At 71.2% G+C, this 20,650-nt stretch carries 19 protein-coding genes; 10 read left to right on the top strand and 9 right to left on the bottom strand.

Annotation, left to right across the window (positions count from 1 at the left end):
* The first annotated feature begins 49 nt into the window (after positions 1-49).
* The 3 genes from MWU75_RS12600 to MWU75_RS12590 all read left to right on the top strand — a co-directional run bounded on the left by MWU75_RS12600 (position 50) and on the right by MWU75_RS12590 (position 3,531).
* Positions 50-682: a dihydrofolate reductase family protein gene (locus MWU75_RS12600; RefSeq protein WP_247091170.1), complete on the top strand. Its 633-nt coding sequence runs from the start codon at positions 50-52 to the stop codon at positions 680-682.
* Between the two features lie 141 nt (positions 683-823).
* On the top strand, positions 824-1,318 hold the full coding sequence (locus MWU75_RS12595; protein ID WP_247091168.1) for a DUF1269 domain-containing protein: 495 nt from the start codon (positions 824-826) through the stop codon (positions 1,316-1,318).
* 134 nt (positions 1,319-1,452) lie between these two features.
* Positions 1,453-3,531, top strand: a complete 2,079-nt coding sequence (locus tag MWU75_RS12590) for an elongation factor G (protein WP_247091167.1) — start codon at positions 1,453-1,455, stop codon at positions 3,529-3,531.
* Between the two features lies 1 nt (position 3,532).
* On the opposite strand, the gene MWU75_RS12585 is transcribed toward MWU75_RS12590, so the two are convergent.
* The 6 genes from MWU75_RS12585 to MWU75_RS12560 all read right to left on the bottom strand — a co-directional run bounded on the left by MWU75_RS12585 (position 3,533) and on the right by MWU75_RS12560 (position 8,754).
* Positions 3,533-3,967 carry a DUF6069 family protein gene (locus tag MWU75_RS12585; RefSeq protein ID WP_247091165.1) on the bottom strand — a complete coding sequence of 145 codons (435 nt, stop codon included), beginning with the start codon at positions 3,965-3,967 and terminating at the stop codon, positions 3,533-3,535.
* 215 nt (positions 3,968-4,182) lie between these two features.
* Positions 4,183-4,722 carry a hypothetical protein gene (locus tag MWU75_RS12580; protein WP_247091163.1) on the bottom strand — a complete coding sequence of 180 codons (540 nt, stop codon included), beginning with the start codon at positions 4,720-4,722 and terminating at the stop codon, positions 4,183-4,185.
* A gap of 54 nt (positions 4,723-4,776) precedes the next feature.
* Complete coding sequence (locus MWU75_RS12575) at positions 4,777-5,778, bottom strand: phosphotransferase (RefSeq protein WP_247091161.1); 1,002 nt, start codon at positions 5,776-5,778, stop codon at positions 4,777-4,779.
* Between the two features lie 66 nt (positions 5,779-5,844).
* The gene (locus MWU75_RS12570) at positions 5,845-6,195 is read right to left on the bottom strand and encodes a VOC family protein (RefSeq protein WP_247091159.1); all 351 of its coding nucleotides are present in this window, start codon (positions 6,193-6,195) and stop codon (positions 5,845-5,847) included.
* 91 nt (positions 6,196-6,286) lie between these two features.
* Positions 6,287-7,318, bottom strand: a complete 1,032-nt coding sequence (locus tag MWU75_RS12565) for a hemolysin family protein (protein WP_247091227.1) — start codon at positions 7,316-7,318, stop codon at positions 6,287-6,289.
* Positions 7,318-8,754 (bottom strand): hemolysin family protein, encoded by a 1,437-nt coding sequence (locus MWU75_RS12560; RefSeq protein WP_247091157.1) that lies wholly within the window; start codon positions 8,752-8,754, stop codon positions 7,318-7,320. Before MWU75_RS12560 ends, MWU75_RS12565 begins: the two co-directional genes overlap by 1 nt.
* A gap of 228 nt (positions 8,755-8,982) precedes the next feature.
* On the opposite strand from MWU75_RS12560, the gene MWU75_RS12555 reads away from it, so the two are divergent.
* Both MWU75_RS12555 and MWU75_RS12550 read left to right on the top strand, forming a co-directional pair.
* Positions 8,983-11,145 (top strand): heavy metal translocating P-type ATPase, encoded by a 2,163-nt coding sequence (locus MWU75_RS12555; RefSeq protein WP_247091155.1) that lies wholly within the window; start codon positions 8,983-8,985, stop codon positions 11,143-11,145.
* Positions 11,146-11,155: 10 nt separating this feature from the next.
* Positions 11,156-12,013 (top strand): hypothetical protein, encoded by an 858-nt coding sequence (locus tag MWU75_RS12550; RefSeq protein WP_247091153.1) that lies wholly within the window; start codon positions 11,156-11,158, stop codon positions 12,011-12,013.
* A 9-nt stretch (positions 12,014-12,022) separates the two neighbouring features.
* On the opposite strand, the gene MWU75_RS12545 is transcribed toward MWU75_RS12550, so the two are convergent.
* Together MWU75_RS12545 and MWU75_RS12540 are read right to left on the bottom strand one after the other, a co-directional pair.
* Positions 12,023-12,601, bottom strand: a complete 579-nt coding sequence (locus MWU75_RS12545) for a GNAT family N-acetyltransferase (RefSeq protein ID WP_247091152.1) — start codon at positions 12,599-12,601, stop codon at positions 12,023-12,025.
* A 178-nt stretch (positions 12,602-12,779) separates the two neighbouring features.
* Positions 12,780-13,877: a VWA domain-containing protein gene (locus tag MWU75_RS12540; RefSeq protein WP_247091150.1), complete on the bottom strand. Its 1,098-nt coding sequence runs from the start codon at positions 13,875-13,877 to the stop codon at positions 12,780-12,782.
* Between the two features lie 814 nt (positions 13,878-14,691).
* Between MWU75_RS12540 and MWU75_RS12535 the strand changes: the two genes are divergently transcribed.
* From MWU75_RS12535 to MWU75_RS12520, 4 genes are all read left to right on the top strand, one after another.
* Positions 14,692-16,194 (top strand): amino acid permease, encoded by a 1,503-nt coding sequence (locus tag MWU75_RS12535; protein ID WP_247091148.1) that lies wholly within the window; start codon positions 14,692-14,694, stop codon positions 16,192-16,194.
* Positions 16,195-16,248: 54 nt separating this feature from the next.
* Positions 16,249-16,845: a DUF998 domain-containing protein gene (locus MWU75_RS12530; protein ID WP_247091146.1), complete on the top strand. Its 597-nt coding sequence runs from the start codon at positions 16,249-16,251 to the stop codon at positions 16,843-16,845.
* Between the two features lie 101 nt (positions 16,846-16,946).
* Complete coding sequence (locus MWU75_RS12525; RefSeq protein WP_247091144.1) at positions 16,947-17,369, top strand: YciI family protein; 423 nt, start codon at positions 16,947-16,949, stop codon at positions 17,367-17,369.
* A gap of 4 nt (positions 17,370-17,373) precedes the next feature.
* The gene (locus MWU75_RS12520) at positions 17,374-18,516 is read left to right on the top strand and encodes a sigma-70 family RNA polymerase sigma factor (RefSeq protein WP_247091142.1); all 1,143 of its coding nucleotides are present in this window, start codon (positions 17,374-17,376) and stop codon (positions 18,514-18,516) included.
* A 107-nt stretch (positions 18,517-18,623) separates the two neighbouring features.
* Here the strand turns inward: MWU75_RS12520 and MWU75_RS12515 are convergent, their stop codons facing one another.
* Positions 18,624-19,730, bottom strand: coding sequence for a crosslink repair DNA glycosylase YcaQ family protein (locus MWU75_RS12515; RefSeq protein WP_247091140.1), 1,107 nt, complete (start codon positions 19,728-19,730; stop codon positions 18,624-18,626).
* A gap of 220 nt (positions 19,731-19,950) precedes the next feature.
* Here MWU75_RS12515 and MWU75_RS12510 point away from each other — a divergent pair, with 220 nt between their 5' ends.
* Positions 19,951-20,643, top strand: a complete 693-nt coding sequence (locus MWU75_RS12510; protein WP_247091138.1) for a sensor domain-containing protein — start codon at positions 19,951-19,953, stop codon at positions 20,641-20,643.
* Positions 20,644-20,650 lie beyond the last annotated feature (7 nt).

Raw genomic sequence — 20,650 nt, 5'->3', positions numbered from 1 at the left:
TCTGACCTCCTAGAGGGCGCACGCCCCCCACGGAGCAAGGAGTTCGCAGATGTCACGCGTCAGGGTCCACAACCTCTCGTTCTCCCTCGACGGGTTTGCCACCGGTGAGCCGCAGTCGGAGCAGGCACCGTTCGGCCATGCCGGCGAGCGCCTGCACACCTGGATGTTCGCCACCCGTTTCTGGGACCCGGCGGGAGCGGCGGGGGTCGACGACGCCCTCGCACAGCAGCACAGCGTCGGCATCGGCGCCGAGATCATGGGTGCGGGGAAGTTCGGCCCGCCGGGTTGGCAGGACGACCCGGAGTGGCGCGGTTGGTGGGGGCCCAACCCACCCTTCCACACGCCGACCTTCGTCCTCACCCATCGTCCGCGGCCGCCCGTGGAGATGGAGGGCGGCACGACCTTCCACTTCCTGGACGCCACACCCGCAGCGGCACTGGACCTGGCCCGTGCGGCAGCCGACGGTCTGGACGTGCGGATCGGTGGTGGCCCCACCGTCGTGCGCGACTTCGTCGCCGCCGGGCTCGTCGACCACCTGCACCTGGTGCAGGTCCCGATCGTGCTGGGTCGTGGCGTCCGGGTGTGGGACGGGCTGGAGGCGCTCGAGGACACCTACGACATCGAGGCGGTCGCCACTCCCAGCGGCGTCACCCACCTGACCTTCGCGCGCCGGACCACCTGAGCCCGCGGTCCGGCTGGGCTCGTTGATCGCCTGCCCACGGTCCGCCTGCCCGCTGATCGCCGGGTAGCGGCGGGAGCCGGGCAGGAGCAGAATCGTCCCGCTGGGGTTCCCTGGCGATCACCTGCCGAGAGGAGGCACACCATGTCCGAGCTGATCATCATCGGCTACGACGACCACGCGACCGCCGACCGCGCCTATCAGAAGGTGCTGCAGCTGCAGCGCGACTTCGTGGTCGCCCTCAACGGCCTGGCCACCGTCCACATCGACGACGAGGGGAAGAAGCACGTCGAGATGCCGCAGAAGATCGTGGGCGCGTCGGCCGCGGCCGGCGGGCTCTGGGGTGTGCTGATCGGCATCCTGTTCCTGGCTCCGGGACTCGGACTGCTGGTGGGAGGCGCCGTCGGTGCGCTGAGCGGCAAGCTCAGCAAGGTGGGCATCAACAAGGCCTTCCGCGAGCGGGTCGAGGGACTGCTCGAGCCCGGCAGTGCTGCGGTCGTGATCATGGCCAGCAAGATCACCGAGGACAAGTTCAACGCGGCGATGAGTGAGTTCGGCGGCACCGTCCTGCAGACCTCGCTGTCGGAGGAGGACGAGTCGGAGCTGGCGGCGGAGCTGGCTGGCTCTGACGGGCAGTAAGCGAGCGTGATCGCGCGGTCCGACTCAGCGGTCCCCGCAGCACGCGGCGTCCACGTCCGGCGTTCCGACAGGGACCGCGCGGGCCGTCCACGTCCGGCCTTTCGGCGGGGACCGATGGGGCCTAGGTTGGGACAATGAACCGCACCGACGCGACGTTCACCACACCCGAGTCCGTCGACCAGATCCGGAGCGTGGTCCTGGTCGGACCGCAGGGCACCGGCAAGAGCGCCCTCGTCGAGCAGCTCGTGACGGGTCAGCTCGGTCACGTCAAGGAGGCCGAGGACCCCTCGACCGCGCTGGGCGTGGTGAGTGCGGTCCACCCGTTGACCGGCACCGTCGTCACGCTGGTGGACACGCCGGGGCGCCCCGACTTCGTCGGCGAGGTGCGGGCCGGGCTCCGGGCCGCGGATGCGGTGCTGTTCGTCGTCGCGGCGGGCAGCGGCATCGACGAGGCCACCCGGATGCTGTGGCGTGAGTGCGCAGCCGTCGGCATCCCCCGTGCGGTGGCGGTCACACAGCTTGAGCTGGCCCGCGCCGACTGGGACCAGGTCGTGGGGGAGTGTGGCCGGGTCTTCGGGGAGGCGGTGCCGATGGGGCTGCCGGTCCTAGAGGATCAACAGCTGACCGGCGTGCTCGACCTGCTCGGCCAGGTCGCCCACGACGCCACCGGCGAGAGCCGGGCGCTGACCGAGGAGGAGGCGACCCGGGTCGAGGAGCACCGCGGGGCGCTGATCGAGGCGATCATCGAGCAGTCCGAGGACGAGAGTCTGCTGGAGCGCTACCTCGGCGGCGAGGAGATCAGCGCCGAGGGTTTGTGGGCCGACCTGACCGCAGCGGTCTCCACCGCCCGCTTCTTCCCGATCGTCCCGGTCAACCCGCCGACCGGTGTGGGGATCCCGGCGCTGCTGGACCTCGTCGTCCACGCGTTCCCCTCGCCCGCGCAGGCGTGGTTGCCCGCCGTGATGACCCCGGACGGCGGTGACTTCGGCGAGCTGACCGCCGCCGCCGATGGCCCGCTGGTCGCCCAGGTCATCCGCACCAGCACCGACCCGTATGTCGGGCGGCTCGCGCTCGTGCGCATCTTCTCCGGGACCCTCACCCCCACGTCCCGGCTGCACGTCAGCGGCCATCTGGAGTGGGCCGTCGGGCACGACCTCGAGGACCACCCCGGGCACGACGAGGCCGACGAGCGGCCCGGTCAGCTGAGTTCGCCGGTGGCGGGCGGCACGGCGCCGCGCGACTCAGCGATCGCCGGTGAGCTGGTCCTGGTCACCAAGCTCGCCAGTGCCGAGACCTCCGACACGCTCTCCGACGACGATCATCCCGCCCTCGTCGAGCCGTGGCTGTTGCCCGAGCCGTTGCTTCCGGTAGCGATCCAGGCGGCCAGCACCAAGGAGGAGGACAAGCTCGCGGGGGCGTTGCAGCGGCTGATCTCCGAGGACCTGACGCTACGGCTCGAGCGCAACGCCGAGACCCACCAGCTGGTGCTGTGGACCCTCGGCCCCGCCCATGTCGACGACGTCCTGGAGCGGCTGCGGGAGCGGCACCACGTCGAGGTCGTCACCGAGCCGGTGCGAACGTCCCTGCGGGAGACCTTCGTGCGCCGGGTGTCCCAGCAGGGCCGGCTGGTCAAGCAGTCCGGCGGGCACGGGCAGTATGCCGTGGTGCAGCTCGAGATCGAGCCCCTCGGCCGGGGGTCGGGTTTCGAGTTCGTGGACAAGGTGGTCGGCGGCGCGGTGCCGCGCAACTACATCCCGTCGGTGGAGCGCGGCCTGCGCCACCAGCTGGCCGAGGGCGTCCTCGGCGGCTATCCGTGCATCGACGTGCGCGTCACGCTGACCGACGGCAAGGCCCACTCGGTGGACTCCTCCGACCAGGCCTTCCAGAACGCGGCGGCCCAGGCGCTGCGGGCCGCCGCCAACGACTCGACCGTCTCGTTCCTGGAGCCGGTCGACCTGGTCGAGGTGCTCGTCGCCGACGACTTCGTCGGAGCGGTGATGGCCGACCTGCGCAGCCGGCGCGCACAGGTGCAGGGCACCGAGCCAGGTGAGCGCGAGGGGCACACCGTGATCCGTGCGGAGGTGCCGCAGCACGAGCTGGCGCGTTACCCGATCGACCTGCGCTCGGTGTCCCACGGTTCCGGCAGCTTCACGCGCAGCTTCGCCCGCTACGACTACCTGCCGGCCAACCTGGCGCGGGAGCTGACGGGCTGAGTCACCGGCGTCGGATGCGGTGCATCGAGACGATCAGCACCACCGCGACGATGGCGTGCATCGCCAGCAGGACGCCGGTCGCCGCGGCACTGGTCGCCGACAGCGGCCCCAGCGCCGAGACGAGTGTCACCGCGATCGCGATGACGGTCCAGATCTGCAGCGCGCGGAGCATGATCCGCTCCAGCAGCCGCAGCGTGCCCACGCCGAGCAGACCGGCGACCGCCGCGCCCATCACGACCGCGACCCCCTGGATCTCGCGGGTCTCCTCCCCGAGGGTGACCGTCAGGTCGACGCCGCTCCAGACCGCGAGGCACAGCCACATCACCACCACACACACGACCGCGGCGCCGACGGCGACCAGGTCGGTGGACCATTTCGGTTCGCTCCGCTGTCGCGTCAGGGTCTTTGGTTGGGAGTTCTGCATCGTGTCTGACATCTCTGCCTCTCTCGACCGTTCGCACGGCCAGTCGATGGCGCGCAGCGCTCACGACGACGGTGTGGTCCCCGCGACAGATGTCCAGTCGCCTGACCATCCACTACGCTCGTAGTTTCCTACGGTAACCACTACGAACGTCGTGAGTCAAGGTGTTTGGCGTGGGGGACCGGCTGACTGGCATGTCTAGACGCGTAGACGGGGACCTGTCCAGAGCTTCATCCGCGCAGCTCCTCCCACCGAATTCTCGAGAGGCCGAACTCTTGTTCCGCCGCGACCAAGAGGTCTTGGCGCGCTGTTTCCCACCGGTCGAGGTCATCTGGGGAGTTGGCGAAGGCGATCGCGGCCTGTGCCAGCTCATCCAGGGCCGAGTGGAGTCGGCGTCCGAGGATGGGCTCCTGTGTGCCAAGGTCCTCGAAAACCGCGGTGAGGAGAACAATGTCTCGACCAGACCCGAGGTCTCTGTAGAAACCGTCAGGGGGCCGTTGGCCGTGGGCAATCCCATTCAGTGTCGTGGTGACTTTCTGAATCCGCGCAAACAGGTCCTGAAATGCCACGTACCTGTCGGTCAGGACTCTCTCCTCAAACGCAGAGCGCCTGCCGAGCTGAAGTCGCCCCCGCTCGGCGCGCGCACCGATGGCGGCGTCCACCGCTCGCTGCACCACTGTCCTGGCGACGAAGAGGAAGCCAGCTCCCAGGAGGATCAGGAAGACGACTGGTCCGGAGTAGGAGCTCAACCAGTCAAGGATGTCGTTCACGGTGTACTCCCGGCAATGGGTCACTCAGGGTTTCGCGGGCGGACAGCTCCATGGCTAGCCACCCAGTTGACGGGTGAAGTGGCCCGTCTCCAGCCAGTGCCGCAGCCGGTCGACCGTGGCCGGCAGGTAGGTCCGGGCCATCGCCCGGAGCTGGGTCGTGGAGCTGGCCAGTATCGAGTTGGCGAGCAGCAGCTGCCGCGAGGCCACGATCGCCTCGAAGTCCTCGGTGCTGACCTCCGGCAGCGGGGCGATGGAGGCGTACCCGGCGCGCATCGCGACCTCGGGCGCTTCGTCATCACCGCGCAGGTAGAAGGTGCTGATCGCCAGATCCAGCGCCGGGATGCCGAGCCCGCAGTCGTCGAAGTCGAAGACCGCCAGCCGGCCGTCGTGCCACTTCAGGTTGCCGCCGTGCAGATCGGCGTGCAGCGCGATGACCGGCGCCCCGGCATACTGCCTGCGGAAGGCCTCCTCGGTGCGGGTCCGGGCGATCCGGAGCACCTCGTGCTGGTCCTCCTGCAGGTCGGCGGTGTCCAAGAGGTCGGGATCCCCGAACAGCGGCGTGTCGAACAGCGGCATGCGGCCGCCGTCGGGCAGCTCCCACGTCCGTGCTTGCTGGTGCATCAGAGCCATCGCCCGGCCGAGCTCACGGGCCACCTCGGGGGACGGGTCGCCGACGTCGTCACCCTCCAACCACGACGCGCAGGTCACCCGCAGCTCCCGCTCGAGGGCTGGCGATGCCACCGAGGCGCACCACTGTCCGTCGACCGTGCGTCGGGGCGTGGCCACCTGCACGGGCGTGTGCTCTGCGAGCGCCAGCTGCCAGGCCTGCTGGGTCGCGATCTCCGGCCCGTCGCTGGTCGAGTTGGTGTTGATCCGCAGCGCGAACCGCTCCCCGGTCACCGTCTCCAGGGAGTATGTCGTGTTGTAGGCGTGCAGCAGCACCTCCAGCCGGTGCACCTCGAGGCCGAAGCACGCGGCCGCCTCGAGGGCGACCGGGCGCAGCGCCTCAGCCTGCTCCTCGTCGGTGAGGTCGTGGTAGCCCGCGCCCACCGTCATACTGCCGCCCTGGCTGCGGCCCGCTCGATCACCCGGGCACCCTACTGCCCCGGGGTCGACGGCCGGTCAGTGTTTTCCGGACACGCAGAACTGGTTGCCCTGCGGGTCGGCGAGCGTCACCCAGCGGAAGTGCTCGTCACCGCGCCGCGCCACCAGGGTCGCCCCGGCCCCGAGGAGGCGCTCGACCTCGGCGTCCAGGTCGTCGGTGCTCAGGTCAAGGTGCAGCCGGTTCTTGCCCGGGGTGACCTCCTCGACCTTCTGGAACGCCAGCCACACCGGCAGGGTGCCGCCCCGGATGATGACGAACCAGCCGTCGTTGGTCTCGGCGATCTCGGCGCCGGTCTGCTCCGCCCACCAGGCGGCGAGGGCCTCGGCGTCGGTGGTGTCGGTGGTGATCATGCCTACGGTGAGAGTCATGTGAGGAAGGTAGCGGTGGGAACGGACACCCGAGCCCTCCTGCGATGCTCGTGGCCGCCGCTTTCCGGTGCTGCGACGCCGCCTCTCCGCCCTACGAGGCCGCTTCGGGGGAGCTGACGCGGCCCTTCGTCTGAGGTAGGAGCAGCTGCAGCACGTCCGCGAGCGTGACCACCCCGACGGTCCTGCCCCGGTCGGACACCACGGCGAGGTGGGTCGCGGTCTCCCGCATCTGTGCGAGCGCCTCGTAGACCTTGGTCTCGGGGTCGACCGTGAAGACTGGCCGGACGAGCTCGGTCACCGGGGTCGCGTCGTCGTGCAGCAGGGTGTCCCGCACGTGCACGAGGCCCTGGGTGCTGGTGCCGCTGCCCACGAGGATCCTCAGGTGGCCGCTCTGCTGGGTCGCGGCCCGCACGTCTGCCACGGTCGCGTCCGGCTCCACCTGCGTGACCGGCACCCCGTCCAGCAGGTCGAGGATGCGCAGGTTCTCCAGGTCAAGGGCCCCGCTGAGCTGGGAGGAGAAGCTGGCGTCGAGGGCGCCGACGTTGGCCGAGTGCTCCACGAGGTGTCGCAGGTCGTCCGGGTTCTGCCCGGTCGCGACCTCGTTGACCGCCTCCACGCCGAAGCGCTCGAGGATCCAGTTGGCGGAGCCGTTGAGCGCGCGCAGCAGGGGCCGCGTGCCCCACATGAACGCCCGCATCGGCAGTGCGAGCACGGTGGCCGAGCGCTCCGGATGCGCGATCGCCCAGGACTTGGGTGCCATCTCGCCGACCACGAGGTGCAGGAAGGTCACGATGACCAGGGCCAGGACGAAGCCGGCGACGTCGGCCACCCAGTAGGCCAGGCCCCAGGCCTCGAAGAGCGGGGTCAGCCAGTGGTGGACGGCCGGCTTGGTGATGGCGCCGAGAGCCAGCGTGCACACCGTGATGCCCAGCTGGGAGCCGGCCAGCAGCAGGGTGAGCTCGGTGGAGCTGCGCAGTGCGGCGCGCGCGGAACGGCTCGAGCTCGCAGCGTCCTCAAGACGGTGCCGCTTGGCGGCGATCAGGGCGAACTCGACGGCGACGAAGAACGCACTCAGCGCGATGATGACGACGGTCGCCACGGCAACGATCCAGGGGTTCTCCATCACGCCCGCCCCCGCTCGTCGCTGGTGGGAGCCTCCGGCTCGTCCGTGGCGCCTGGTCCCGGCTCAACCGTGGTGCTCGCTTCCGGCTCGGTCGGCGGGGCTGGAGCGAGGGTCAGCCGGAGCAGCGAGGGCACGTGCCGGTCCACCTCGAGCACCTCTGCGTGCAGCGCGAGCTGGTCGTCCTCGCTCTCCAGCACGCTCTCGGGCTCGATGGGCACCACGATCACGTCGCCCTCGTCGGGCAGGGCGCCGTGGGTGGCGATGAGCAGGCCGGAGACCGTCTCATAGTCTCCGTCGGGCAGGCTGTGCCCGATGGCGCGCTCGACCTCGTCGACGTGGACGTCCCCGTCCAGCACCCAGGTGCCGTCGTCCTCCTCGACAGTCTCTGGCGGTGGCTCCGGGTCGTGCTCGTCGGTGATCTCGCCGACGAACTCCTCCGCGAGGTCCTCGAGGGTCAGCACGCCGGTGAGTCCGCCCCACTCGTCGACGACGCACGCCAACTGGCTGCCGGCGTCATTGAGCTGTTCGAGGGCGTCCGGGAGCAGCATCACGGTCGGGATGATCAGCGCCGGGCGGGCCAGCTCGTGGGCGGGTGTCTCGTCACCGGCCGTGGAGGACAGCACGTCGGCCAGGTGGACCACACCGAGGATCTGCTCGCCGTCGCCGAGCACGGGATACCGGGAGTGCTCGGTCGCCATCAGCTGGCGGATCTGCCCCAGGGTGTCCTCCGCCTGCACGACGCCGACGCGGGAGCGGGGGATCATCGCGTGCTCGACGTCCCGCGCGGGGAAGTCGATGATGCGGTCGAGCAGCGTGGAGAGCTCATCGGGCAGATCGCCGCTACGCCGCGACTCGGCCACGATGTGCTCCAGGTCCCGGGGCGAGGCGGAGTGCTCGACATCGTGCACCGGCTCGATGCCGAGAGCCTTCAGCAGGAGGTTGGAGGACTGGTCGAAGATCCAGACCAGCCACCCGGTCAGCCGCAGATAGATGGTGGTGGGCAGGGACAGGGCCCGGGCCACCGGCTCGGGCCGGGCGATGGCGAGGTTCTTGGGCACGAGCTCACCGAAGACCATCTGCACGATGGTCGACAGCGCGAGGGCCAGGATGGTGCCGATCAGGATGCCGGTGCCCTGGGGCACGCCGGCCCAGCCGAACATCTCACCGGCGGCCTGACCGACGAGGGGCTCGGCGACATACCCGACGAGCAGTCCGGTGACCGTGATGCCGAGCTGCGCGCCGGAGAGCATGAAGGAGGTGCGCTTGGTGATGGCCAGGGCGCGCTGGGCGACGGTGTCACCCGCGGCGGCGCGTGCCCCCAGTCGGGAGCGGTCCACCGCCATGTAGGCGAACTCCTGCGCCACGAAGAAGGCCGTGGCTGCCGTGATCGCCAGGATGACGACCAGTCCGACGAGGAGTGAGAGGACGGCGCTCACGGGTTGTCAACCCCCTGCCGGCGGCGGACCGTCAGGGGGCAGAGCAAATGCCCGTCGTCGCTCATGCTGGAGAACTCCTCGGGTAGGGCGGTCGTGAGCCGCAGGTGCGGGCCACACCTAGTGTCCTGCATTGTGGCGGCTGATCGCACCCAACCGGCTGCGCCTGGGAATGCGGCTCGCGCCGGCCCGGTTGTCGACATACCCCTATGGGGTATGGTTAAGGGAGGAATGACGATGCCAGAGACGACGCACGACCACCACGATCCGCACGAGGATCATCACCACGGGCCGCGGGCTGATGTCCGTGAGGCGCAGGCCGATCACGGTGCCCACGACAGCCACGATGCCCATGCGGGACACGATGCCCAGGCGGGACATGGCGGGCATGAGGGACACGGCGGCCATGGTGACCACGTCGCGCTGTACGCCCGGCTCTTCTGGATCATGCTCGCCCTGGCGGTCCCGACGGTCCTGACCAGCCCGATGTTCGCCCACCTGCTGGGCTACGAGCTCCCCGCCGTGCCGGGCATCGGGTGGGTCGCGCCGGCGCTCGGCACCGTGATGTACCTGTGGGGTGGCAGGCCCTTCATCACCGGGGCCCTCGACGAGATCCGCAGCCGCCGGCCGGGCATGATGCTGCTGATCGGCATGGCCATCACGGTGGCCTTCGTCGCCTCCCTGGCCGCCAGCCTCGGCCTGATCTCCGCCTCGCTCGAGTTCTGGTGGGAGCTCGCGCTGCTGATCGTCATCATGCTGCTCGGCCACTGGATCGAGATGCGCTCGCTCGCGCAGACCTCGTCGGCACTGGACTCCCTCGCAGCGCTGCTGCCCGACGAGGCGGAGCGGGTCGAGGGGTCCTCGACCGTCACCGTCGCGCCGGCGGAGCTGCAGGTCGACGACGTCGTGATCGTCCGTCCCGGGGCACGCGTCCCCGCCGACGGCACCGTAGTGCAGGGTGCCGCTGCCATGGACGAGTCGATGATCACGGGCGAGTCCGTCGCGGTTCGACGCGCTGAGGGTGACCAAGTGGTCGCCGGCACGGTCGCCACCGACTCCGGTCTGCGCGTGCGGATCTCCGCGGTCGGCGAGCAGACCGCGCTCGCCGGCATCCGACGCCTGGTCGAGCAGGCCCAGGGCTCCTCGAGCCGGGCGCAGCGTCTCGCCGACCGCGCCGCAGCCTGGCTCTTCTGGTATGCCTTGGCCGCCGCGGTCGTCGCCGCCGTCGCGTGGCTCCTGGTCAGCGACCCCGCCACGACCCTCGAGCGGGTCATCACCGTCCTGATCATCGCCTGCCCCCACGCCCTGGGCCTGGCGATCCCGCTGGTCGTCTCCATCACCACCGAGCGCGCCGCGCGCGGTGGCGTGCTCGTCAAGGACCGACTGGCCCTGGAGCAGATGCGCTCGGTCGACACCGTCCTGTTCGACAAGACCGGCACCCTGACCCGCGGCGAGCCCGCCGTGGGCGCGGTGCACAGCGGCAGTATGTCGGAGGCTGAGTTGCTGGCGCTGGCTGCGGCTGCCGAGGCGGACAGTGAGCACCCCCTGGCCCGGGCGATCGTGCGCGCTGCGCAGGAGCGAGACCTCGCCGTCCCTCCGGCCACCGACTTCGCCGCCTCACCCGCGGTCGGCGTCACGGCGACCGTGGAGGGCTCGACCGTGCGGGTCGGAGGACCCTACCTGCTGGAGGAGGAGGGGCTCCAGCCGGTGGCAGAGAGCGAGCGGTGGGCCGATGACGGCGCGACCGTCCTGCACGTCGTCCGCGACGGAGCCGTCGTCGGCGCACTGTCGGTCGCCGACGAGGTCCGGCCGGAGTCGCGGCAGGCCGTCGACGCCCTCCACCAGCTCGGCGTGCACGTCGTGATGATCACCGGTGACGCCGAGCCCGTCGCCCGTGCGGTGGCCGCCGACCTGGGCATCGACGAGGTGTTCGCCGGCGTCCGACCCGAGCACAAGGCCGACAAGGTCGCCGAGCTGCAGGAGCGCGACCGCACCGTCGCCATGGTCGGGGACGGGGTGAACGACGCACCGGCGCTGGCGCGTGCCGATGTCGGCATCGCGATCGGCGCCGGCACGGACGTGGCGATCGCGTCCGCCGGTGTGATCCTCGCCAGCGACGACCCACGCTCGGTGCTGTCGATCATCCAGCTGTCCCGTGCGGCCTACCACAAGATGGCGCAGAACCTGTGGTGGGCCGCTGGCTACAACCTGGTCGCCGTCCCGCTGGCGGCCGGGGTCCTCGCGCCGGTCGGGTTCGTGATGCCGATGGCGGTCGGCGCGATCCTGATGTCTCTGTCCACCGTGGTCGTCGCCCTCAACGCCCAGCTGTTGCGTCGGCTGGACCTCGGCCCCGAGGCCAGCATCGCGGCACTGACGGCGAGGGCACGCACCTAGGATCCGGAGGATGATCGAGCACCTGGCGTGGGTCACCACGGCACCGGCCCGGGGCCGGGACGTTGACGCGCCCCTGGCGGTGCCCGCCCTCAGGGCCGAGGGAGTCAGGGTGGAGGTCGTGGACTGGGACGACCCCGCGGTCGACTGGTCCCGCTTCGACCGGGTGGTGCTGCGCTCGACCTGGGACTACCCCGAGCGGCTTGCTGAGTTCGGGCCCTGGCTCGAGCGCGTGGACACGGTCACGGACCTGGTGAATCCGTTGCCGGTCATCCGCTGGAGCCACGACAAGCGCTACCTCGCCGAGCTGGCCTCGGCCGGGGTGCCGGTCACGCCGACCCGCTTCGTCGAGCCGGGGTCGGAGGTTGTCCTCCCCGGTGACGACTTCGTGGTCAAGCCCGCCGTCGGCGCCGGCAGCCGGGAGGTCGCCTCCTACGGCCCGGGCCAGCACCGGCAGGCGCACGAGCACGTCACGCGGCTGCACGAGGCTGGCCAGGTCGCCCTGGTGCAGCCCTACCTGCGGTCCGTGGCGGGCGAGGGGGAGTGGCCGATGATCTTCCTCGAGGGCGGCTTCAGCCACGCGGCCAACAAGCGGATCACCCTGCCCCGGGCCGGGCGGATCGACGGGCTCTTCGCCGAGGAGACCAACGCTGCCCACGACCCGAGTCCCGAGCAGCTCGCGGTGGCCGAGGCGGCGATGGGGGTGGTCACGGACCAGCTGGGTGCCCCGACCTACGGCCGGGTGGACCTCGTGCGGGACGACGAGGGCGGCTTCCGCGTGCTCGAGGTCGAGTTGGTCGAGCCCTCGCTCTTCCTGCCCTGCGCCGACAGCGCGGCCGTGGACCGCTTCGTCGCGGCCCTCCTGCGCTGACGCGCTGGATCAGACGAGGTCGCGTCGCATGATGAGCCGTGGCATCCGGCTGGCGACGGCGTCGGTCGTGCCGACCTGCCGGAAGCCGACCTGCTCGAACATCGCCTTCGTGCCCACGAACGCCATCGTCAGATCCATCCGTCCCTCCGGGTCCACCGGATAGGCCTCGACGGCCGGGGCACCCAGCCCCGCGGCATACTCCACCGCGCCCTCGAGCATCGCGCCGGTGACGCCCTGACGGCGGTGGCCACTCCGGACGACCACGCAGATGATGCTCCAGACCGGCACGTCATCGACGGGGCGGATGAGCTTGGAGGACATCAGCCGGGGGATCTCGGCGCGCGGGCTGATGCTGCACCAGCCGACCGGCACGCCGTCGCGGTAGGTGACCACGCCGGGCGCGTGCTCGCGCCGCGTCAGGCAACGCATCGCCTCCTGGCGCGAGCCGCCGCCCAGCTCCTCGATCTCGCGGGCGGGCAGCCGGTGCGACAGGCACCAGCAGTGCGTCTCGCGCCGGCTGGGGTTGATGACGTCGGCCAGGTCCTCGAACCGGTCCTCGGTCACCGGGTGCGTCTCCCACTCGAACATAGCGCCAGCCAATCACGCCGCACCGACACCCCGGGGTCCGGACAGCCAGGGTCCGGACAGCCCGGCCCGGAAGGGGGCCGGGCAGCCCGGCCCGGAAGGGGGCCGGGCAGCCCGGGCCGGGACGGGCCGGACAGCCCGAATCGGGTCGGGTCAGGCGGCGCTGGTCGCGCGGCGCGGATCAGTTGCCGAGCTTCTTGGAGTAGTACTCCGACCACTTGGCGTTGCCCGTGCCGTAGGCCTGCGACCACGCCTCGTTCTTGAGACCGTAGGCCGCTGACCAGTTCTCGTTCTTGAGGCCGTAGGCGTAGCTCCACATCGCGTTCTTGCGCTCGTAGAAGAAGCTCCAGACCTCACCCCGCGTCGACCAGTCCAGGTGCCCGTCGGCGTGGAGCGCCTCGGTCAACGCCATGGCGCGGTCGCCCTCCGCCTCGGCACCGGCCATCAGGGCTGCTCCCACCGCGTCCGCCTCGGTCAGGTTCGCCTGACCGGACTCCTCGATGCGCGTCAGCTCGGCCTGCCGCCACTCCGCCCAGGCGGTCATCATCCGGGAGTACTCCGCGTCCCAGTACTCCTCCAGGTCGGCCTTGGAGTCGGCCTGGGTGTACTCCCCGCCACCGGCCTCGGCGATGGCCGCCAGGGCCGCCTGGTCGGCGTCCCCGGCCTGGAATCCGATGACGTTGACGATGGGCTTGATGCCGCTCTCGGCCAGACCCTGCGCGGCCTCGACGGGGTCGCCGCCGCAGGTCTCGATGCCGTCGGTGACCACGTAGACGATGCCGTCGGTCGCGTCTGCGGGGATGTCCTGCTCGGCCTCGGTGATGGCCGACGCCAGCGGGGTCCAGCCGGTCGGCTGCACGGCGGCCAGCTGGGCCGAGAGCTCCGCCGTGTCGGCGGGACCCTCATAGACCGTGTCGGTGGAGGCGCACGACTCCTGCTTGCCCGCGTTGCTGTTGTCGCCCTCGTGCCCGTAGACCCTCAGCGAGACCGTGGAGCCCTCCGGCAAGGAGTCGACGAACCCGTTGATCGTCTCCTTGGCCTCCACCATCCGGGTGCCGGTGCCGGACGTCTCGCCCATCGACCCGCTGGCGTCCAGGAGCAGTGCGAAGTGGTTGCTGCCGACCGTGTCCTCCGCAGCGACCTCGCCCTCGGTCGGCTGGGCGATCCCCTCGCCGACACTGGGGTTGAAGGTGATCGCGGCCTTGAGGTCCTCGGCGTAGTCGCCCTGGAGCTGGGACTGGATCGCCTGCTGCCACTCCTGCGTGGTCTGCGGGTGCATCGCCAGGACCGCCTCGACGGCGGCGTCCCCTCATGGAGGTCCCGCAGCGACGAGGCGACCATCGCGCGGCCGCGGGCCACCTGGGACTTGACCGTGCCGGTGCTCCGACCGAGTCGCTCACCGATCTCGGCGTCGGGCAGCCCCTCGATGTCGCGCAGGGTCACCGGGTCGCGGTAGAGATCCGGGAGCGCCCGCAGCGCGTCCCGCACGGTCGCGCGGGTGGCGATCATCGAGCCGATCCGCTCGGCAGGGGCCAGGTCCTCCGGTGGCAAGGGGGCCGTGGCGCGCTGGCGTCGCAGGTGGTCGACGACCCTGTTGCGGACGACCCGGTGGACCCACGTGGTGATCTTGGCGTCACCGCGGAAGCTGCCGATGCCGCTGGCGACGGAGATGAGGGTGTCCTGGCTGACGTCGTCGATGGCGGCCTCGTCGAACAGCGCGCCCCGCGCGAAACGGCGCACGACCCCGGAGTCGTCGAGCCGCTCGATCAGCAGCTCGGTGGCCAGGGCGGACCCGTCCGCTGCCCGAAGGGCCAGCTCCTGGAGGACCTCCTCGTCGGTCGCGGGGATGCCCTGGAGCGCGGTCCGGGCTGCCGTGCCGTCCCCGTCGCCCAGGGCCGCGCCGAGGTCGCTGCGCTGGTCCTGCATGGCAGCGACGCTAACCGGGGCCCGGTGCCGGGACCCTTCCGCGCGACCGGACGGAAGGTGACTCACGCCTCGCGCCCGCCGGGGCCACGGGTTTATGTTGACCTTCGGAAGCGATGGGGTCCTGGCCTCCACACCGGGGGCGCCGGTCGCCGAAGGCGGTGGTCTGTATGAGCATCTTCCGGACCAAGTCGGTCGAGGCATCGATGGCCGCAGCCGACGAGCCGGACCACCGCCTGAAACGACGGCTCACCGCGCTCGACCTGGTGGTCTTCGGTGTCGGCGTGGTCATCGGCGCCGGCATCTTCACGGTGACCGGTCGGGCGGCTCACCAGTTCGCCGGACCGTCAGTGGTCCTGTCCTTCGTCATCGCCGCGACCGTCTGTGCGCTCGCGGCCATGTGCTACGCCGAGTTCGCCTCCACGGTCCCCGTCTCCGGGTCGGCCTACACCTTCTCCTACGCCACGCTCGGTGAGGTGATCGCCTGGGTCATCGGCTGGGACCTCCTGCTGGAGATGATGCTCGGTGCCAGTGTCGTGGCCCAGGGCTGGTCGGCATACTTGCAGATCCTCCTCGGGCACCTCGGCATCGAGATCCCGGCGGCCATCGCCCCCGGCTCGCGCTTCGACGCCGGTGCGTTCCTGCTCGTGGTCCTGCTGACCCTCCTGGTCGCCAAGGGCATCAAGGAGTCGCTGCGGGTCAACCTGGTGCTGGTGGCCGTCAAGGTCTTCATCGTCCTGTTCGTGATCGTCGCCGGCATCGCCTACATCGACCCGACGAACTGGTCGCCGTTCATCCCGCCGAGCGCCCCGGGGGCCGAGGCCGCCAGCGGCATCCACGCACCGGTGCTGCAGCTGATCACCGGCATGACACCGGCGACCTTCGGCGTCATGGGCATCATGTCGGCGGCCGCCCTGGTCTTCTTCGCCTACATCGGGTTCGACGTCGTGGCCACGACCGCCGAGGAGGCCCGGAACCCGCAGCGCGACCTGCCGATCGGCATCCTCGGCTCCCTGGCGGTCTGCACCGTGCTCTACGTCGGGGTCTCCCTCGTCATCACCGGGATGCTGCCCTTCGACCAGATCAACCCGCAGGGCGCGCTCGCCGACGCCTTCGAACAGGTCGGCCGTGGTGGATTCGCCACGCTGATCTCGGCCGGTGCCGTCGCCGGCCTGACGACCGTGGTGATGACCCTGATCATCGGCTCCACCCGGGTGACCTTCGCGATGAGCCGCGACCACCTCCTCCCCCCTGGGCTGGGCGTGACGAGCGACCGGACCGGCACGCCGGTGCGGCTGACCCTGATCCTGGGTGGACTCATCGCGCTGATCGCCTCGCTGACGCCCATCGGGCGGCTCGAGGAGATGGTCAACATCGGCACGCTGTCGGCCTTCGTCCTCGTCTCGCTGGCGGTGCCGATCCTGCGGAGGAAGCGGCCCGACCTCCAGCGCGGGTTCCGGGTGCCGTTCAGCCCGGTGCTGCCGTGGCTGTCCGCCGCGCTGTGCACCTACCTGATCCTCAACCTGTCCGTGGAGACGTGGATCCGGTTCATCGTCTGGATGGCGATCGGTGTCGTCATCTACGTCGTCTACGGCCGCCACAAGAGCCGCCTCGCCCAGGGGCTACCGGAGGCGGGGGTCGAGGGCACGCCGCAGGTGCTCGACGTGGAGTAGCCCGCGACGGCAGGTCGGTGGACGGCGGACCGCGGACGCGGCTACCGTCGGGGGATGCCGGCGCTGCTGTGGTGTGGCCTCGTGGGCACGGCCGGGTTCGTCCTCACGTTCCTGATCGACGGTGCCACGCGGCCCGGCTACCGCCCGACCTATCACGCGGTGAGCGCGCTGGCGACGGGGGACCGCGGCTGGGTCCAGGGCACCAACTTCCTGGTCTGCGGGGCGCTCATCGCGGCGGGCGGGATCGGGGTCGGTGACGCGACCGGGAGCCTGCTGCTGGGGGCGGCCGTCGTGGTCTGGGGGCTGGCGCTGATCGCCTCGGGCGTCTTCCCGATGGACCCGGTCCGCGGCTATCCGCCCGGGACCCCCGCGGGTGACCCGGCGGAGACCAGCCGGTCGCACGTGCGCCATGACCAGGCGGGCATCGTGGTCTTCCTCGCGCTGCCGGTCTCCGCGGCCATCGCCGCCTTCGTCCTGGACGGGACCTGGCAATGGCTCTCGGCGGCCGCCGCCGTGCTCACCCTCGGCCTCCTCGCGCTGTTCGTGCGGGCCTGGGACAGGGACGCCCCGGGCACCGGGCTGGTGCAGCGGGCCATGATCATCACGGGCTGGGTGTGGCTCGGCGCGCTGTGCTGGCACCTGCTGACCTGACCGGAACCACCTGCTGACGTGACCGATGTCGAGAACGGTGGCGCGGTTCCGTCCCAGGGGTGAAGGTGGCCAGGAGGGCCGCCACGGACAAGGAGAAGACGATGGCCAAGTATCTGTTGCTCAAGCACTACCGCCGCACCGGCGGGCCCACCAACCTGCCCGAGGCGGACATCCCGATGGACCGGTGGACGGAGCAGGAGATCGCCGACCACGTCCAGTTCATGCAGGACTTCGCCGACCAGCTCCGCGAGCGGGGAGAGTATGTCGACGGGCAGGCCCTGTCCCCGGAGGGCACCTTCGTCCGCTACGGCGGCGAGGGAGCGCCGCCGGTGACCGACGGCCCGTTCGCCGAGACCAAGGACCTCATCGCGGGGTGGATGATCATCGACGTGGACAGCCAGGAGCGCGCGCACGAGGCGGCCGCCGAGCTGTCGGCGGCGCCCGGTCAGGGCGGCCGGCCCATCCACGAGTGGCTGGAGGTCCGGCCCCTCCTCGCGGACGTGCCCTCGACCACCGCCGAGTGAGCCGGTGGAGGAGGAGCTGAGGCACCTGGGGCCGCAGGCCCTGGGTGTCCTCGTCCGTCGCGGGGCCGAGTTCGCCTCGGCCGAGGACGCCGTGCAGGACGCGCTGATCGAGGCGCTGCGCCGCTGGCCGCAGGGCCGGCCGGAGGATCCGCGGGCCTGGTTGGTCACCGTGGCCTGGCGCAAGTATGTCGACGCGCACCGGTCGCAGACGGCTCGCCACCGGCGGGAGCTGGCTCAGCTCGAGGAGCCGCCGCCGGGTCCGACCGAGCAGGCGGACGACACCCTGCACCTGCTGTTCCTGTGCTGCCACCCGTCGCTCACCCCCGCCTCGGCGGTCGCGCTGACCCTGCGTGCCGTCGGAGGCTTGAGCACCCGGCAGATCGCCGAGGCCTACCTGGTGCCCGAGACGACCATGGCGCAACGGATCAGCCGGGCCAAGCGCACCGTGGCCGCCGAGGGGCTGGCCGGACCGGGCGACCTGTCCCGCGTGCTGCACGTGCTCTATCTGGTGTTCAACGAGGGCTACTCCGGCGAGGTCGACCTGGCGGCCGAGGCGATCCGCCTGACCCGGCAGCTGTCGACGGTGAGCGCCGACCCTGAGGTCGCCGGACTTCTGGCCCTGATGCTGCTGCACCACGCCCGCCGCGACTCGCGGTTCGCCGACGGTGCCCTCGTGCCGCTCGCCGCACAGGACCGACAGCGGTGGGACAGCGGCCTGATCACGGAGGGGATCGACATACTGCAGCAGGCACTGGCGCGTGACCGGCTCGGCAAGTTCCAGATCGAGGCGGCCATCGCGGCCCTCCATGCCGACGCTCCGACGGCACGGGAGACCGACTGGCCGCAGATCGTCAGCTGGTATGACGAGCTGCTCGCCCTCGGCGACAACCCCGTCGTCGCGCTCAACCGGGCGGTGGCCGTGGGCGAGGCCGACGGGCCGCAGGCCGGTCTGCGTGCCCTCGAACCCGTGCCCGCGACGGTGCCGCGGCACACCGCGGCGGAGGCGTACCTGCGCGAGCGGGCGGGCGAGGCGGCCCGGGCCGCCGAGCTGTATGTGGTCGCGGCGCACGAGGCGAGCACTGTCGCCGAGCGGGACCACCTGACCAGGCAGGCGGCCCGGCTGCGGAGGTCTGTCGAGCCGACCTGAGCGGTCTGATCGCCTCCCTGGCGACATCGTCCCGGTGCTGTCATCCTCGGCACGATCTGGCGGCCCTCCTGCTGCTGGCATCGTCTGCGGCCGTCGCGGAACCGCGGTCAGGAGCGCGCGACCTCCAGCCCCAGCCAGTCCGCCAGCGCGGCGATCTCCCGGTCGACCTCCTCCCGCGCCGTCCGGCTGAGACCCACGTCGTCGTGCACCGCGTCGACCCGCAGCACGCCGCGCTCGTGGTCGGCGGTGGCGTCGACCTTGCCGACCAGCTGGTCGCCGCGGAGGACCGGCAGGGCGAAGTATCCCCAGCGTCGCCTGGCGGCGGGTTTGTACATCTCCAGCTGGTAGTCGAAGTCGAACAGGTCCACCATCCGCTTGCGGTCGAACACCAGCCGGTCCAACGGCGACAGGAGTGCCGTGCGCCCCCGGAACGGCTCGCCCAGCCGGTCCAGCTGGGCGGGGTCCACCCGCCACCGGCCGCGCACCCCCTCGACGACCGCCTCCTCACCGACCGGGCCCACCGAGTTGGGCTCGCCCGGGGTCTCCGTCGTCTTCGCCCGGGCGATGCCCAGGGCCTCCAGCCGGCGCCGGTTGCGCACCGCCTCCGCCTCCTCGACGGGCACCGCGGGGCCGTCGGGGTAGATCCGCTCGGCCAGGTCCCACAGCCGGTCCCGTCCCTCACGCCCGGCGACCGCCACCTCGCCGCGGGCCTCCATGATCTCGACGAGCATCCGGACGTTGCGGTTGTTGTTCCACCCGCTGGAGCGCCACGGCCGGTCGCAGGTGTCCGGAAGGTCCCGGACCGGCAGGGGACCGTCGGCCCGGAGCGTCTCGAGGATGTCGAGGCGGCACCCCTTGTTGTCCTCCACCCACTCCGCGACGCTCTGGCGGTAGGCCGGCACCTCACCCTCTCCCGGCCAGGAGTCCATCGCCGCGCGGAACAGCGCCAGGTCCTCGCCCGGTCGCAGGTAGCCCTGGAGCTCCACCAGCCGCTGGCCGGCGACCGCGTCGTCCAGGTCGTCGGGGGAGTAGGCGGTGCCCAGCCTGCTCCAGAACACCAGGTCGGCGCTCGGCGCGACCGCGGCCGTGAGGTCGACCTGGACGACGGCCAGCCGTCGCGCGACCTCGAGCAGGTCGGTGGGCCGCTCCGCGTCCAGCAGCTGGGCGCGGACGGCGATGCGGCGCGCGTCCTGGCGGGAGAGCTCGTGCACCATGGCGCCACGGTATGCCCGGCGGCTGACACCCGTGGTTTGCCGGCGGCTGACACCCGTCGTATGCCCGGCGGCTGACACCCGTCCCCTCTCGTTGTGCCCGGCGGGGTTCCGTCGACGGTCGGGTGGGGTCACCGGAGCCCTGCCCTCACCCTCAGGTATGAGCCCGGAACGGCCCGACGGTGTGATGTCTGGGCTCGGGTGCCGCTCCTACGGTCGAGACATGACCACGCAGACACTCTCCCGCACGCCCGGCCCGCCGGCTGTCGCGCCCCCGCTCCGTCGCGTGCCGCTGCTCTCCTGGCGGTCCGCGGCCAACGACCTGGCCTACCTGACGGCCGGTTTCTTCCTCACCCTCTTCAGCTTCATCCTGCTGACGACCCTCTTCGTCATCGGCCTGAGCACCCTCGTGCTGTGGATCGGTGCACCCATCCTCGGGTTCATGCTGCTCACCGCCACCGGGTTCGCCCGGGAGAACCGGGAACTGCTGCGCCGCTGGGGCCGCCCGGTGGCCGAGCCCGTCTACCGCGGCCGTCGACCGTTGTCGATGCTCGCCGACCCCAAGGCCTGGCTGGAGACGCTGCACGGCACCCTCGTCGCGTTCCCGCTGCGCATCACCACGTTCAGCGTGGCGATCACCTGGCTCGCGGGTGCGCTCGGTGGCCTGACCTGGTTCCTGTGGGGGCACTTCATCCCGCAGAGCGAGTACGACGGGCTGACCTGGCTGCTGGTGCACGTGGCCGGGATCGACCTCTCCTCGAGCCGGTACCTCGTCGAGTCGGTGCTCATGTTCGCCGCCGGGCTGCTCCTGCTGGTGACCGCACCGCTGGTCACCCGGTTGTGCGCCACCATTGATGCCGGTGTCGCACGGGCGCTCCTCGGCGGGTTCGGGTCGGCGCCGGAGGTGCAGCGATGAGTGCAGC

Source organism: Ornithinimicrobium sp. F0845 (assembly GCF_023015765.1).
Classification (GTDB): domain Bacteria; phylum Actinomycetota; class Actinomycetes; order Actinomycetales; family Dermatophilaceae; genus Ornithinicoccus.
The sequence above is the reverse complement of the archived record's forward strand: the minus strand, read 5'-3'. Positions and strand labels throughout refer to the sequence as shown.

Bases quoted from the DNA above. Each gene is read 5' to 3' on its own strand.
- MWU75_RS12590 (WP_247091167.1), top strand. From the start codon at position 1,453: ATGAACCGCACCGACGCGACGTTCACCACACCCGAGTCCGTCGACCAG.
- MWU75_RS12575 (WP_247091161.1), bottom strand. From the start codon at position 5,778: ATGACGGTGGGCGCGGGCTACCACGACCTCACCGACGAGGAGCAGGCT.
- MWU75_RS12550 (WP_247091153.1), top strand. From the start codon at position 11,156: ATGATCGAGCACCTGGCGTGGGTCACCACGGCACCGGCCCGGGGCCGG.
- MWU75_RS12530 (WP_247091146.1), top strand. From the start codon at position 16,249: ATGCCGGCGCTGCTGTGGTGTGGCCTCGTGGGCACGGCCGGGTTCGTC.
- MWU75_RS12540 (WP_247091150.1), bottom strand. From the start codon at position 13,877: ATGCACCCGCAGACCACGCAGGAGTGGCAGCAGGCGATCCAGTCCCAG.
- MWU75_RS12595 (WP_247091168.1), top strand. From the start codon at position 824: ATGTCCGAGCTGATCATCATCGGCTACGACGACCACGCGACCGCCGAC.
- MWU75_RS12525 (WP_247091144.1), top strand. From the start codon at position 16,947: ATGGCCAAGTATCTGTTGCTCAAGCACTACCGCCGCACCGGCGGGCCC.
- MWU75_RS12515 (WP_247091140.1), bottom strand. From the start codon at position 19,730: ATGGTGCACGAGCTCTCCCGCCAGGACGCGCGCCGCATCGCCGTCCGC.
- MWU75_RS12585 (WP_247091165.1), bottom strand. From the start codon at position 3,967: ATGTCAGACACGATGCAGAACTCCCAACCAAAGACCCTGACGCGACAG.
- MWU75_RS12545 (WP_247091152.1), bottom strand. From the start codon at position 12,601: ATGTTCGAGTGGGAGACGCACCCGGTGACCGAGGACCGGTTCGAGGAC.
- MWU75_RS12510 (WP_247091138.1), top strand. From the start codon at position 19,951: ATGACCACGCAGACACTCTCCCGCACGCCCGGCCCGCCGGCTGTCGCG.
- MWU75_RS12570 (WP_247091159.1), bottom strand. From the start codon at position 6,195: ATGACTCTCACCGTAGGCATGATCACCACCGACACCACCGACGCCGAG.
- MWU75_RS12535 (WP_247091148.1), top strand. From the start codon at position 14,692: ATGAGCATCTTCCGGACCAAGTCGGTCGAGGCATCGATGGCCGCAGCC.
- MWU75_RS12600 (WP_247091170.1), top strand. From the start codon at position 50: ATGTCACGCGTCAGGGTCCACAACCTCTCGTTCTCCCTCGACGGGTTT.
- MWU75_RS12565 (WP_247091227.1), bottom strand. From the start codon at position 7,318: ATGGAGAACCCCTGGATCGTTGCCGTGGCGACCGTCGTCATCATCGCG.
- MWU75_RS12555 (WP_247091155.1), top strand. From the start codon at position 8,983: ATGACGATGCCAGAGACGACGCACGACCACCACGATCCGCACGAGGAT.